At 45.2% G+C, this 14,343-nt stretch carries 15 protein-coding genes and 1 other RNA gene; 2 read left to right on the top strand and 14 right to left on the bottom strand.

Annotated elements, in window-relative coordinates:
• The first annotated feature begins 158 nt into the window (after positions 1-158).
• A complete protein-coding gene (wecB, locus tag J7529_RS05335) occupies positions 159-1,271 on the top strand; it encodes a non-hydrolyzing UDP-N-acetylglucosamine 2-epimerase (protein ID WP_318728131.1) in 1,113 nt (370 codons plus the stop codon).
• Here the strand turns inward: wecB and J7529_RS05330 are convergent.
• From J7529_RS05330 to J7529_RS05300, 7 genes are all read right to left on the bottom strand, one after another.
• Entirely contained in the window at positions 1,268-4,192 is a 2,925-nt protein-coding gene (locus J7529_RS05330) for an EAL domain-containing protein (protein ID WP_318728130.1), read from the bottom strand. The genes wecB and J7529_RS05330 overlap by 4 nt on opposite strands.
• A 52-nt stretch (positions 4,193-4,244) precedes the next feature.
• Positions 4,245-4,823 carry a CPBP family intramembrane glutamic endopeptidase gene (locus tag J7529_RS05325; protein WP_271941967.1) on the bottom strand — a complete coding sequence of 193 codons (579 nt, stop codon included), beginning with the start codon at positions 4,821-4,823 and terminating at the stop codon, positions 4,245-4,247.
• Between the two features lie 49 nt (positions 4,824-4,872).
• Positions 4,873-5,925, bottom strand: coding sequence for a DUF3326 domain-containing protein (locus J7529_RS05320; RefSeq protein ID WP_318728129.1), 1,053 nt, complete (start codon positions 5,923-5,925; stop codon positions 4,873-4,875).
• Complete coding sequence (locus J7529_RS05315; RefSeq protein WP_271941973.1) at positions 5,922-6,098, bottom strand: hypothetical protein; 177 nt, start codon at positions 6,096-6,098, stop codon at positions 5,922-5,924. Before J7529_RS05315 ends, J7529_RS05320 begins: the two co-directional genes overlap by 4 nt.
• Positions 6,099-6,148: 50 nt before the next feature.
• On the bottom strand, positions 6,149-6,487 hold the full coding sequence (locus J7529_RS05310) for a 2Fe-2S iron-sulfur cluster-binding protein (protein ID WP_318728128.1): 339 nt from the start codon (positions 6,485-6,487) through the stop codon (positions 6,149-6,151).
• Positions 6,488-6,614: 127 nt separating this feature from the next.
• Positions 6,615-6,800, bottom strand: a non-coding RNA gene (gene ssrS / locus J7529_RS05305) — 6S RNA.
• A 55-nt stretch (positions 6,801-6,855) separates the two neighbouring features.
• Complete coding sequence (locus J7529_RS05300) at positions 6,856-7,989, bottom strand: 5-(carboxyamino)imidazole ribonucleotide synthase (protein ID WP_318728127.1); 1,134 nt, start codon at positions 7,987-7,989, stop codon at positions 6,856-6,858.
• Positions 7,990-8,251: 262 nt separating this feature from the next.
• Between J7529_RS05300 and J7529_RS05295 the strand changes: the two genes are divergently transcribed.
• Positions 8,252-9,985: a diflavin flavoprotein gene (locus tag J7529_RS05295; RefSeq protein WP_271941980.1), complete on the top strand. Its 1,734-nt coding sequence runs from the start codon at positions 8,252-8,254 to the stop codon at positions 9,983-9,985.
• Between the two features lie 308 nt (positions 9,986-10,293).
• Here J7529_RS05295 and J7529_RS05290 read toward each other — a convergent pair whose 3' ends face one another.
• From J7529_RS05290 to J7529_RS05260, 7 genes are all read right to left on the bottom strand, one after another.
• Positions 10,294-10,740: a hypothetical protein gene (locus J7529_RS05290; RefSeq protein WP_271941982.1), complete on the bottom strand. Its 447-nt coding sequence runs from the start codon at positions 10,738-10,740 to the stop codon at positions 10,294-10,296.
• A 162-nt stretch (positions 10,741-10,902) separates the two neighbouring features.
• Positions 10,903-11,454 (bottom strand): phycobiliprotein lyase, encoded by a 552-nt coding sequence (locus J7529_RS05285; RefSeq protein ID WP_318728126.1) that lies wholly within the window; start codon positions 11,452-11,454, stop codon positions 10,903-10,905.
• A 201-nt stretch (positions 11,455-11,655) separates the two neighbouring features.
• Positions 11,656-11,838 carry a hypothetical protein gene (locus J7529_RS05280; protein ID WP_318728125.1) on the bottom strand — a complete coding sequence of 61 codons (183 nt, stop codon included), beginning with the start codon at positions 11,836-11,838 and terminating at the stop codon, positions 11,656-11,658.
• A gap of 48 nt (positions 11,839-11,886) precedes the next feature.
• A complete protein-coding gene (locus J7529_RS05275; protein WP_318728124.1) occupies positions 11,887-12,228 on the bottom strand; it encodes a XisI protein in 342 nt (113 codons plus the stop codon).
• Entirely contained in the window at positions 12,216-12,629 is a 414-nt protein-coding gene (locus J7529_RS05270; protein WP_318728123.1) for an element excision factor XisH family protein, read from the bottom strand. Before J7529_RS05270 ends, J7529_RS05275 begins: the two co-directional genes overlap by 13 nt.
• Positions 12,622-13,347 carry a hypothetical protein gene (locus J7529_RS05265; RefSeq protein WP_318728122.1) on the bottom strand — a complete coding sequence of 242 codons (726 nt, stop codon included), beginning with the start codon at positions 13,345-13,347 and terminating at the stop codon, positions 12,622-12,624. The genes J7529_RS05270 and J7529_RS05265 overlap by 8 nt, the downstream gene beginning before the upstream one ends.
• 20 nt (positions 13,348-13,367) lie before the next feature.
• Positions 13,368-13,949, bottom strand: a complete 582-nt coding sequence (locus J7529_RS05260) for a hypothetical protein (RefSeq protein ID WP_318728121.1) — start codon at positions 13,947-13,949, stop codon at positions 13,368-13,370.
• Positions 13,950-14,343 lie beyond the last annotated feature (394 nt).

Here is a 14,343-nt window from a genome sequence, read left to right as displayed (position 1 = left end):
TGTAAGATGGCATCCAAGAGGTTCTGGACCGAAGAACGGTTGGACTTATTGTACTCTTTATTTTCAGGTTTACTGTCTCCTGGATTAGCTCAAGAGAGAGCAGGCAATTTGTATTGTACTTATTGTACTCCCCTTTTTCTGTTTTATTTGTATAAAGTATGTCTAAAGTTTGGCGAATTGGGATTATTATGGGCACTCGCCCAGAGGCGATTAAGTTAGCGCCTGCGATCGCACAGTTTAGAGCGGCTCCAGAGTTTGAAACTGAAGTGATTTTAACGGGTCAACATCAAGAGATGGTCGCCCAAGTGATGGAGTTATTTGGGCTAACGGCTGACCATAATTTGCAGATTATGCAGCCGAAACAGACACTTACGGATATTACGTGTCGCAGTTTGCAGGGTTTAGAAGCTCTGTTTATGGAGTTGGGGTTAGATTTGGTCATTGTACAGGGAGATACGACCACGGCATTTTCAGCGACGTTAGCGGCATTTTACCAGAAAATCCCAGTTGCCCATGTGGAGGCTGGATTACGGACGGATCAGCTTTGGAATCCCTATCCAGAAGAGGCGAATCGACGCTTGATTTCCCAGTTGGCCCATTTACATTTTGCCCCGACGGAGTTGGCAGTGGAGAATTTACAGCGCTCTGGAGTGGTGGGAGAGATTCATCAAACGGGAAATACAGTGATTGATGCGCTCTTGAAGGTGGCTGAATCTCAGAGTGGGTGTGAGATTGGGGGGTTAGACTGGTCTAAATATCGGGTGTTATTGGCGACGGTACATCGGCGGGAAAATTGGGGCAGTCCGTTAGAGGCGATCGCCGAAGGATTCCGACAAATCTTAGCCCAATTCCCCGATACTGCCCTGGTTTTGCCCTTACACCGCAATCCCACAGTCCGCGAACCCTTACAGCGAATCCTCGGCAACCACGATCGCATCTTTTTAACGGAACCCTTAGATTATGCCCAGTTAGTGGGGGCGATCGCCGCTTGTCATTTTGTGTTAACCGACTCTGGAGGACTTCAGGAAGAAGCCCCCTCGTTAGGCAAACCGGTATTGGTGCTGCGGGAGACCACAGAGCGTCCAGAGGCGATCGCCGCTGGCACTGCTCGCTTAGTCGGTACAGAGTCTCGCTCTATCTTGAATGCTGCCTCTGAACTGCTCTCTCAAACCGACCTCTATCAGCGCATGGCAACCGCTATTAACCCCTTTGGAGATGGTCACGCTTCCGAACGCATCTTAGAACAAGTCAGAAGATTCCTGAACGCTTAGAAAACGGGATTTTGCTGTAACAACTCTCTCACCGCCTCCTGTGTCAAGGGTTTCGCAAACAGATACCCTTGTCCATAATCACACCCCAATTCCGTCAACTTCTGTTGCTGTTCCACTGTTTCCACCCCCTCAGCCACCACATGCATCGACAAACTATGGCCCAAATTCACAATCGATTTCACCAACTCCCAATCTTTTTCCACCTCAGAATTTAAGGGAATAAACGACTGATCGATTTTCAGGGTATCAATAGGAAACAACTGGAGGCGACTTAAACTCGAATGTCCCGTGCCAAAATCATCAATACAAAGATTGACCCCTAACTCTTGCAGTTGGCATAATTGCTTCACCACAGAGTCCAAATTTTCCATCATTAACCCTTCCGTAATTTCCACTTGGAAATAATTGGGGGGTAATTGATGTCGCTGCAAAGATTGCATAATAATATCGACCAAGCCCGCTTGAGAAAACTGGCGACCGGCCACATTCACATTCACATAGAAGGGATCGAATAACAAGCCATCGATTTCCCACTGCTTAATTTGTCTACAAGCCTCATCAATCACCCATTCTCCTATGGTCACAATCAAACCCGTTACTTCCGCTAAAGGAATAAACCGACCCGGACTAACCACTTGATTTTCCTGGGTTTTCCACCGAATTAACGATTCAAATCCACTAATTTTTCCGGTATGTAAAGAAATAATCGGTTGATAGTACAGACAAAACTCCTGTCGTTCGATCGCCCGACGCAAATCCATTTCTAACTGAAACTGACATTCATCGACCGATCGCATGGTACTATCAAACAATTGATGATGATTTTTACCCTTGCGTTTGGCATGATGAATCGCCGTATCTGCATCTTTGAGTAAACGTTCGGCATTCTCATAAACCAATCCGGTAGATGCATGATGGGATAAAACAATGCCTATACTAGCACTGAGAAACACTTCATGACCTTGCACCCAAAACGGCTCATGGGCGAGTGCTTCTTCCATACAATCTGCTAATTCCATAATTTCCTCATAATTCTGGATTTCTGGAATCAGAACGGCAAAATCATCCCCATTCAATCGAGATACAATTCCGCAATTAGCCACATAGGTTTCTAATCGTCTCGCCACGCTAATTAAGAGTTGATCTCCTACAAAGTGACCTAAACTATCATTAATGATCTTAAAGCGATTGAGATCGATCATTAAAACCGTAAAAAAATGTCCTGTTTGTCCCCGTACTTGAGTTAAACACTCTTCAATTTTACCCACTAATGCTGAACGATTACACAGGCCAGTTAATGGGTCATGAAATGCATGGTACTCTAGTATATCTTGGGCTTTCTTGCGCTCCGTAATATCTTCAATTGTACCTTCAAAGTATAGTAAATGACCTTTGTTACTTCGCACGGCATGACAATTTTCCGAAATCCAGATTTGGCTCCCGTCAATACGATAAACTTGAGATTCAAATCCTAAGACTTCTCCCTTTTCCTCAATGAGGTTAATCAAGCGATCGCGCTGTTGTGAATCCACATACACTTGTTGTTGAATACTCTCAATAATTTGTATAAGATTTTCCGGTGAGGCATACCCTAAAATCTTGGCAAATGCAGGATTAACATTAATAAAGGCACCATCTAGAGTGGATTGAAAAATACCTTCAATGGCATTTTCAAAGATACTATGATATTTCTTCTCCGCTTTAATCAAGGCTTCTTCAGTTGCTTTAAATTCGGTAATATCAGTCCCTGTCCCCATTAACTGAATAGCTTGATTTTGCTCATTTCTTTGCACACTGCCGCGCAACAGAAACCAACGAATAGTCCCATTTTTATGGATGAGTCTTTGCGTAATTTCGTAGTGTTTAATTTCTCCATTAATAACTCGATGAATTTGTTGAACTAAGGTTCTTTTATCTTCGCTATAAATTCGTTTTGACCAGTCTTTTAACTCCGGCTGCTCATCTTCAGTCTGATACCCTAATAACTGTTGCAAACTAGCATCTAATTTAAAGGTGTTTTCGATAAAATCCCATTCCCAAATGCCCACTCTACCTGCTTGAGTTGCCAATTCATAGCGTTTTTGACTTTTTTGCAGAGCTTCTAAAATACTGTGACGCTCAGTAATATCTAAACTCACGGATTGAGTGCCAACAATATCCCCATGGGCATTGTGTATGGGCGTTTTAATGACATGAAAATAATGGGGGCGATCGCTAGGGGGAAAGCCTTGAGAATCAATCCGATCTAACACCTTTCCTGTCTCTTGAACCCATTGATCTTCACTCATAAATTTTTGGGCTAACTCTGGAGGATAAACTTGGTCTAAGCGTTTATTAATAATCTCTGTTTCTTCATGACCTAGGGTTCTTAAAAAGGCTTGATTAACAAAGGTTAACTTTCCTTCGCAATCGACCCGATAGATAATTTGGGGTAAAATATCAGCTAAAGATTGATAGTAAACATGGCTTTCCCGGAGTAGCTCTTGAAGCAGGATATTATAGCTCGTGAGTCTATCTAAACTTTTGTCTAAGGAATTTTGGGTATTTTGAAGCTTGCCGATCAATGATTTATTTTGATCCTGGGTATGACCGATGAAAAGGGCAAGACTAAACATGAGGAACCCCGATAAACCCAATTCCAAAGGGGTATGGGGGAAAAAAAGGCGATCGCCAGGAATAAAATGATTATAGATAAGAACGAGATTCGCTACTATAGCACTCCCTAACCCTACTTTCAATCCTCCCCAGTAGGAGAGGAGCATCAGAGGTAGTAGAATGCTAATTAAAGGATAAATCTGCTGTAAGCTGTTGACACCCTCTAAAGGTGCAAACACTAACCCAAACAAAAGTAGGCAACTCCATAAACCTAAGGCTGTTAGAGCTACCCTAATCTGATGGGGGTTGTATGGGTATGGTTTCACCTGAACCTCCTAGCTGAATTCAAAAAGCTGGAGTGAGTAGAAGATTAACTGCTTAAGTTGGATTGCCCATTTTCCAGGTGAAACTAGAGACTAGATTCGTGAGAATATGGGCTAAAATCGGAACCAGTAAGTTACCGGTGGCTAAAGCACTATATCCTAGGGCTAGTCCGACTAGGGTCGCCCAAATGACATACGGCCATTGATTGCTACCACTCAAGTGTAAAACACCAAAACAGAGACTTGATAAGATCAAACCAGTAAAGTTCAATCCTAGGGCAGGGAGCATCACCCCTCGAAAGAGAAATTCTTCGCTTAAACCCGGCAGTAAGCCTAACCAGAGAATATCAGGATAGGTTAAGGGTTTGAGAACAAGACCGAGGTAAACATCGGCACTTTGGCGATAGGCTGGCCATACACTATAAACTAGGGCACTAGCAGCAGTAATCCCTAGACCAAGCAAGATACCGATCGCCAGTTTACCCAGTTCCCATTGAGCGCGAAGATGCACGATCGAACCGATCGCCAACCACAGTTTAGCGATAATCAGTAGAATAACGGCCGTCACTCCCATGGCAATCAGGATTTGCGATCGGGTCATGGGTTCCAAGTCTGGATTATGTTGGTCACTCACAGGCGTTTAGGTGAAGAAAGGTCAATTTTGGGGTCGCTTATCCCTTCCCCTATAAAGGCAATAGGTTCGACCCAAGAGATTCTAGGCTTACCCCAGACCGATGGGCGACTAAGACTCCAAGGGCTTCTAAATAAGAGTTTACTCGCACCGCTGGGATTTTGAGTAGTTCTGGAGGCGATCGCATCTCGGTTGTATTCTCACTCACGGCAATGATGCAAGTCGAGGTTTGACTTAACTTTAAGATAGCACTCCCCCCACAGGCTGTTGCGGGAATCACCACTGCATCGACTTGATCGGCCCAAATATCGGTCGGTTGGGGGGAATAGGGAGCCAACGGAGTCAGGAGTTGGGGGGCATGACTGAGTCCGACTAAAACACAGGGCAAAAAAGTATATCCAAGTTCCTCAGCCGCAGAACGGGGCGAGAGCTGAGGGTTGAGGGGAAGGGGTTGCAGGGCAGGAGCATGGGCACAGGGGATGCCCAAGGTGCGAACCACCAGATGGGAGATAATGGCTTCTAGGCCAGCAATGGCGTCTACACCTTTCCCTTGGCGATAATCGTGTAAGGCTTCACTGTCGGTATCGTCGGGAAACCTGGCAATGACGGCGATCGCTTCTGCTCCCTGTTCCTCTTTCAGTTTTTCCGCCGCTCTGAGTAAGCTATCCGGGTTGCCGAGGGTTCCCCAACTGGCATGACTTTCTCCCTGGGTTAACTGCACTTCTAAGGGGCGATCGGTAATGATATATCCAGTAATGTTTAATCCCAAGGTTGCCCGTGCTGCATCCGCTACTTGTAGATGACGAGTGCGCAACTCTGGCTCGATCGCCCGATCTAACAGTAAGCCAATGCGGTTACTGTTTACGGGGCGCAGTCCCCAGTCTTGGGCGGCAAACCGGTCTAGGGCATAGCCTTCCACATACAAGCCATTGGGGATATTCCAATAGAGAGATGCGCCATTCAGGACATTGGGATGGGAAATGAGGCGATCGCTGATGGAGGCGATCGCTTTAGCTACAGGTAGGGCATCTCCTGCATAGCCCCCGATGGCTGCACCAATGCCCGTCGGGATAATTAAAACAACCGTATAGGGACGATGATTCACGCCTCTTGGATCACCACCGCTTCTACCGTCGCCTTTTGCTGCTCTTCATCCACGGCAGTCACTGCCCAACGCAAAGGTTCCCCCCGCTTTTCGAGTTCTGCTTCAATGTCTTGATGCAGTTGGTTGGGCGTAGCTTGTAAATCAATTTCGGCTGTAATAAAGTGAGTCGTCATATCTTTATGGCGCTTCGCGCTGGTAATGGATCATTGGTGTTGAGACTTTACTATTTCACAAATTGGAGGTCATAGACTTCATCCTCTTTCTCTGTCACCAATTTAATATCCGATTGAGGGTAAGCGGAACACAACAGAGCATATCCTTTCTCGCGCAACGCAGGACTCAACCCCATCGCATCATTCTCATCTCGATAGCGCACGCTTCCTTCTGTCACTAATACAGCACAGGTTTCACAGACTCCTGCTAAACAAGACTGAGGTAATTCAGGTAATTTCCCTTCTTGAGAATAATCATTCGCTACCTCTAGAATTTTGCGATCTTCAGGAACTTCAATCGTATAGCTTGTTCCTTGGTGATTAATTTCAACAGTAAAGGTTTTCGTCATAGGAATTGCAGTAGAGAAAAACACAAGTGCGCTCCTTTCCAGAGCATCCTTGATTTTATCATCACTCAAGTCCCTTGTGGCGTTAATTTTCTTAATTCTCTGTTGCCTATTGCCTAATTTCTCGGTGAGATAGACCGCAACGCCGTCTTGCCTCAGCTTTTGACCTGGGGTTACCAGGTGGGTACTGAAGTCCCCGCATTCGTTTCCGAGTACTGGCTCGGTTTACTGCTGCTAGGATCTTGGTTCAGTTCCCTTATTAAGTCAAGCATAGATCATAAAACGTTATTGGCAGTCACCAACGCCGCAGCCTATCTTGAGAGCTATTGTAAGCCAATTTTCAGGGGGCGGCTAGGGGAGATTAGAGATTCTTATCCTGGATACCAAATCGATTCAATTTTTTCGGCGATCGCTACCAACGCCTCCCGTTCTGTGCTATCGGTACAGACGGTAACATGACCTAACTTGCGTCCCGGTCTCACTTCAGGTTTGCCATACCAATGGACATGACTCCCCGGAATTTGGGCTAATACCTCCCGTTTTTCTACATAGTCACTCTCTGAATCTTCATAGCCCAATAAGTTCACCATCACTGCTCCGGCAGACTTCAAACTCGGATCGCCCACGGGTAAATCTGCCACCGATCGCAAATGTTGGGCAAATTGGGACGTTTGGCAAGCATCTAAGCTAAAATGCCCCGAATTATGGGTACGAGGAGCAATTTCATTCACTAATACCTGGCGATCTGTTGTCAAGAAAAACTCAATACCAAAAATTCCAATCACGTCTAACTCATTGAGCAATGTATGGGCAATTTCTTCAACTTTTTGTCGCACCTTTTCTTCGACTTGAGCCGGCACTAACACCCAGTGGCACACCTGATTCCTTTGTTTCGTTTCCACCACTGGATACACAACAATTTCCCCAGAGGAAAATCGAGCTGCCATCACTGCTAATTCTCGTTCAAAAGGTACAAATTCCTCTAATAAAACGGGGATATCAGCAAAGGTTTTTGCCGCTTGATGGAACTGATCCCAATCTTTTAAAATTAAAGTTCCCTGACCATCATAACCCTGTCTTCTGGTTTTCAAAACCAAAGGAAAACGTAGATTTTCCGGAATCTGATGCCAATCTAAATTCTGAAACCAGGGAACCGGAAGCCCTAATTCTCGAAGAAAAGAGCGCTGATCGTACTTATCTAATAAGGGTTGGAGAGCTGACAAACTAGGACGAAAACAGACCCCTGACTTTTCTAGAGGAAAGAGAGCATCTAAATCAATAAACTCATTTTCAAACGTGATTGCCTCACAGCGCTGTGCTAACTGCTCTGTAGCGCCCGCATCAGCGATCGCCCCGAAAATAACATCTGAAGCTCTAGAGACGGCTGGATCGCTCGATTTAGGGGTTTGTACAATCAATTCAATCCCCAATGCTTGGGCTTCTAAAGCCATCATCCAGGCTAATTGTCCACCTCCGATCGCCCCCACACGAGTTTTCTGTCCCACTTTCATCTCTCTCTATCCGTTATTAGCCAGCCCATCATTATAGCGCTTTGTGCTTCAGTTTTTTTTCGATTGCCTATTCCCTATTCCCTAATTGCACCCATTATGCATGGTATTTTAGTACAAGTTACGGTTACAGTGTTTTGGCCTATTGCGGACATAAATCCGCTGCCCGTCAAATACAAGGTTACATCCCCAAAGCCATGTACCATAACCCGATTCCCTATTTCCTATTCCCTAGCGTGAAGCACTCCACCTTGAGCTTATGTCCTCCCTAATCAAACCCCGTGATGTCCAAGTTGTTTACCTCGATCGCCAAACTACCCTATTGCGATCGCGCACTTGGGATCGTTTAAAATTTGAAGTCGAATATTCCCTACAAAAGGGAACAACGGCAAACTCATTCCTGATTCAAAGCGATAAGATAGCCCTGATCGATCCTCCTGGAGAATCCTTTACCGAGAACTATATCAAAGCACTTCAAGAGCGACTCGATCTGGCCTCCATTGATTATGCGATCGTTCAGCATTTCAATCCCAATCGAGGTGCAACATTAAAAGCACTCCTCAAACTTGCTCCTAAACTCACCTTAGTTTGCTCAAAAGCGGCTAAGTTAGCCCTGGATAAACTGTGGCAAGACGAGGATTTAGAGGTCAAGGTGCAACTGGTGAACCGATCGGATCTAGACCTAGATCTAGGACAAGGCCATCACCTTCAGTTTATCCCTACCCCTACCCCACGATGGCCCGATGGCATCTGCACCTATGACCCTGTATCACAAATCTTGTTTACCGATAAGTTTTTCGGTGCTCATGTCTGCGGAGATCAAGTGTTGGATGAAGGCTGGAAACTTTATAGTGAAGACCGACGCTATTATTATGACTGTATCCATGCCGCCCAACCTCGACAGGTGCTGACCGCCCTAGACCGGATCAAAGATAAACCCACTCGGTTTTATGCTCCTGGCCATGGCCCCTTGGTACGCTATGGAAAACAGGAGTTAACACAGCTCTATCGCAGTTGGAGCGAGAAGCAAAGCGGACAGGAGCTATCCGTAGCCCTAATCTATGCATCGGCTTATGGGAATACAGGAACATTAGCTCAGGCGATCGCCCGTGGAATTACGAAATCGAGTGTCGCGGTTGAGTTGATTGATTGTGAACTGGCCGATCCGGCTGAAATTCAGGCCCAGGTAGAAAAGTGTGATGGCTTTATTTTAGGTTCTCCAACTTTAGCGGGCCATCCCCCCACCCAAGTCCAAACCGCTTTGGGAATCGTCTTATCAACTGCGGCGAAAACGAAATTAGCGGGTGTATTTGGCTCCTTTGGTTGGAGTGGAGAGGCGATCGATATTTTAGAGAGTAAGTTACTCGATGCTGGATATAAGTTTGGCTTTGAGCCAATCCGGGTCAAGTTTGCTCCTACGGATGCTATTTTGCAGCAATGTAAGGAAGCTGGGATTGATTTTGCTCAACAGTTGAAGAGGGATCTCAAACGACGCACTCCCAGGCAATCTGTCAATGTATCAAGTAGCGATCGCACGGCTCAAGCAGTCGGCCGGGTTGTTGGATCGCTGTGCGTGGTTTCGGCCCATCGAGGAGAGTTACATAGTGGAATGCTCGCCAGTTGGGTGTCTCAAGCGACATTTAATCCGCCAGGGTTAACCGTTGCAGTGGCCAAAGATCGGGCGATGGAGTCTTTAACCCATTCGGGCGATCGCTTTGTGCTGAATATCTTGCCTGAAAATAGTCCCTTAACTCGCCAATTTACACGCAAGTTTGCCCCTGGAGAAGACCGGTTTGTGGGCTTGGAAACGGAAACGGCATCAAATGGCGCTAAGATTCTCAAAGATGCTCTCGCTTATCTCGAATGTACGGTTGGCGATCGCATGGAATGCGGTGACCATTGGATGGTTTACGCCACCGTTCAGAGCGGTCAAGTCTTTGATAAAACTGGGGTAACCGCCGTTCACCATCGCAAAACTGGCAGTTATTATTAATTCCCGGTAGGAGTGGGTTGGAAATCCACTCCTACTAGCGGTAAGTTACAGCGCTTGGCTTTGTGGTAGGGGGATGGGGAGATAAGGGGAGCAAATAACAGATTGGGTGGAGCGTTTCGCTGTTCTCGCGATCGTTAAAAACAGTCGTTAATGTATCTGATATAGCAGAGAAAAGTGCTTTATATTTCCTCCGTTGTTGTACTTTAGCGCTATTAGGGTAGATCGGAGCGCTAAAGTACAACAGCAACAGGAGGTTTCTAATGCACTACATTAACTATCATGAGTCGCGATCGCCTCTCCTTGTCGCTTTATCGGCCTTGTGAGTCCGGGTTAATCGGTGCGATATACTCTCTATTGGCACGAACATAACAAATGTAAGTGTCTAAACGCTCACCAGTATTCCGAGTTTGGATATCAAGAAAACTGGCAGAAACCCTAAGCCAGGGATTACCATCGATCAACCTCATCGCATTGTCTTGGTTACTGCTAAAAACAGCATCTACCACTGAACCATACCTAAGAGTCACGACAACAGAAAACTGGTTATCACGACAATTTAAACCCTTTGGATCGGGATCGACTACCAACCATTGTTTCTGTTGATAAGTTCCTCGATTGCCAAGTACACGAGATGATTGAAAGTCACCATTATTGTCGAAAACTGGTACATCAGCCACTTGAGCCTCAGCAACAGTCGTCCCTGAACCGAAAAAGATAGGGAATGAGAGAAGGGAGAGAATTAGGGTTCGCCACACTATATTTGTACTCCTTACGACAGTACCCCAAGTATTATTATCACTCACACCTTATGCTTCATGATCGTGGGTCAACAGATTGGGAATGTGGGTCAGGGGTGATGATTGATAATGGCGGGTCGAGGCAATTTCGAGTGCAGGTTACCCCCCTTAGTCATCGGTTTAATCAAGCCGTTTTTCTAGATATTGACCAATCATTTGTTCTTCTCCTGCACGGGAGATAATGGTTTGTCTCGTGCGATACTGCTGACCCACCAGTTTAATTTCTTCTTCAAATACCGACTGGTTGTATTCAGTGCGTAAGCACAAGGTGTGGGGATTAGGGAGATAATAGTCTGCTGTAACGGGTTTAGAGGTGGCAAAACCGTGATCGCGATATAACAAGTTTCCTAAAACCCCAATCACTGTTTCTCCCTTAGACTGCTTTTTCCCTGTAACAGACTCTTGAGCGTCCCAACTCACCACAGAACCGAATGACAGTAGGGTCTCATCTTCCAACTGATGTAACCTAGCCAAATGCCGTAGGGGTTCACTTCCTTGGGGTAAATAGGTAATTTCAATAATACTGGAAATTTCTTGGGGGTCTCCATCCGGTAGCGTATAGTAGCGTCGCTGGGAAGACCAACGCCCTACTGTTTCTCGGAAAAACCGCTCAGTGTCTCGTTCCTGGGTTGTTTGTAGGGCAGTTGGGGCTAAGTTTACTTGGGATATCACTACGGTTGCTCCTTACGCGAGAGTCGGTTGACGCAATTTCAACCCATATTTGGGGACTTGTGTCAATAGCTTTAACTTTTCTTAATGTTAGCGTTGAGTTAGCGATCGCGCAACCTACCCCCATTCTTAGGAGACAAGTTGCTCTTAGCCCCTTGCTTCTCAGGGATCGATGAGTTGTAGATAGATCGTAGTGTATCAATTTTATTCAAATCGACTACAAGCATCATAGTCATAAAAGCGATCGCTATCTAAATCTGTCCATTCTCGCCATTGATCGTCTTCCTGATAATGGTTTACCATGGCTTCGGCTTGCTCTTGTAAGATCCGATTTCGCTCGGCTAAGGGTAATCTTAAAACGCTTTTGCGGTCAACATTAGTATTCATATCACTTGGCGTATAATCTCGGCAGGTTAACCTATATCTACTCTCACTTTATCCTAGGGCAAATCCTGTATCGGGTCGCTTGACGGGAGCATGAAAGCTGAGAACAATATCATCATGAGGAATACCGCGATCCAGAAACTGTTGGGCAATACGCAGATCTGTGCCATCATGTTGCACCCAAACTTTGCCATCTTCGCTCACATCGACATGAAAATAGCAACCATAGGTACGCCTCTCTCCTTGCCATCCATTGAAATAAAGTAAGTAGTGGCCGCGCTCGTCATCTAAAATAATTTGGTTTTTAATCGGATGATCTGGGCGATCGCCTAACTGCCCAATTTCTACAGCGATTTCACGGACAATTGCTTTATATTCTGCTACCTTATCCATTGTTCAATGACTCCTTCTTCAACTCGATAAGTAATTAATTTGACTTGATGATGAGCGATCAATCCTTGAATAAAGTCTTCTTTAAAAAAATCATAATAGATATCAGATGGAACGGCTAAAAATAATTCCCGGTCTGGCATGACCTTTTCTAGAGCGTATTGGTAAAAGTTAAATTGTCCCAAAGCTTCATAAAAGTCATGTAATGTAGATAGTCCCACAAAACTTTTCACTTCTACAGCAATTTTTTCATGATCTCGTTCAGCCGCAATCAGTCGTTGAGCGCCTAGATCGACTTGAACCTTACGGCTACCAGCACTCACAAATAGGGGATCATCTGTAATAGACCATCCCTCATTAACTAGAGCTGTCTTTACGAGCTGATGATACTTATCCTTAGCCATACTTGCCACCGATTAATTTTAAGTACGTCATGGTTAGGGGAGAGAGCGTCCATGGAGGAGTTTCTACGGTTTCTATCCACAGTCGGCGTTGTAGAGATTGGAGGGTATTGAGGAGAATTGTAGCCGGTTGCGATCGCGCTTTCAACAGTTCTCCCAAGCCAACGGGTGCAGAAAATTGCGCCATGTCTTGCAGTAGCTGTTGTTCTAAATCCGATAAGCGGTTAAAGCGGCGCTGATATTGGTCTTGGATAGCATCAATTAAGAGGATATCTTGTTCTAGAAATTGGTGTACGCTACCTTGAAACAGGTCTCGAATGAGTTGGGATACCCCAGTTAACCAGAGGGGATGATGGTGGTAGCGAAGACTCAGTTTTTCCCAGTCTTCTTCATCTAGGAGTTGATGATAGCGGAAAATGTCGGTTGCCTCTTTGCCGAGTCCGTTTAAGCGCAAGATTTGGCTAGTTGTCTGCTCTTTCGGTTGTTCATCGCTGATGAGAATGATGCAACTTTGATGGGGGACTTGTTCTAAAAGCCGAAAAAATGTGCGATAATTCTCTAGATTGGGTAAATAGTGCCCAGCCGATTGGTGTGGTGCAAAAAGAGTTTGCAGATCGTCGAGAATGATGAGGTGGCGATCGCGCTTCAGTGCCTTCAAGAGTTCTTTATGTTGTGCTTCCAGTTCATGGGGAGTCTCTTCAGAGTCTGTGAGAACCTGCAACAGATGCCTGAGAGTCGCCGTTAAGGGGGAGAGAACTGGAGACTGTAATAGAGGATGCGATCGAACTGATTTTGGATGCGATCGATCAATTTCAGCGCCAGAGATGTTTTACCAATTCCCGGAAGTCCCAGCAGCAAGATTAAGCGAGAGCAACTCACCCAACTTTCCAGCCTTTCCAGTTCCTCCTTTCGTCCATAAAAACAAGAAATTTCCGGCGCAAGTCCTAAATCAATGTGCGGTGCTTTCCGTTTCTCCTCTGAAGACTTTGCCACAGGAGAACCCTTACCGCATACCTTAATATCTCCAATATGAACAATATCATGACCAAAATGTGAAATATTCGCATAGTGAAGCCTTTCTATCGTCGATCTCAGATTAGACTTTTTTATATTTTCCCCAAACGCATCCGACATTATTTTCCACAATTGAGACGCACTATCTCGAACATGCCCCTCTGTAATACTCCGATCTTGAGCAATTTTTGCATACTTCTGCCCCTGAAACGCTTCCCGTAAAATCGCCCGTTGCAAATCGTCTAAATGTTCTCCCGTATGAGTAAATACAAGCTCTTCCGCCCACTCCACAATATTATTGATACTCATAACAGCACAGTTAAGCTTTCCTTATAAAAATCCGACACCTTCTGATTATATCCAACATTCCCCGATCGAGAAAAGCATTTTTTGACTTGGATCGAGATATAGATCCCGACATTATCCAATAGTCGATCTAAAATTTCTACGGAATAATGGCAAGAGTTTAATTTATACTGCAATAAATTTATCATGAAGCATTTGTGGAAAATTGCCACAGATTCTATTATCTCTGGCTTGATTCTGTCCTCACTGACTTGGGTATCGAACTCAGCCCAAGCAGCAACTCTTAATTTTAGCAATAAAATTATATCTCCAAAACTGGTATAGCAAAGAAAGGGAGAGTTAGGACAATATCTTAAAAGCTTCTATGATGGCATCATAAAGGGATTCACACTGGTTC

Source organism: Roseofilum sp. Guam (genome assembly GCF_017746735.1).
Taxonomy (GTDB): domain Bacteria; phylum Cyanobacteriota; class Cyanobacteriia; order Cyanobacteriales; family Desertifilaceae; genus Roseofilum; species Roseofilum reptotaenium.
Note: the sequence above shows the minus strand (reverse complement) of the source record. Positions and strands in the feature narration are given on the sequence as shown.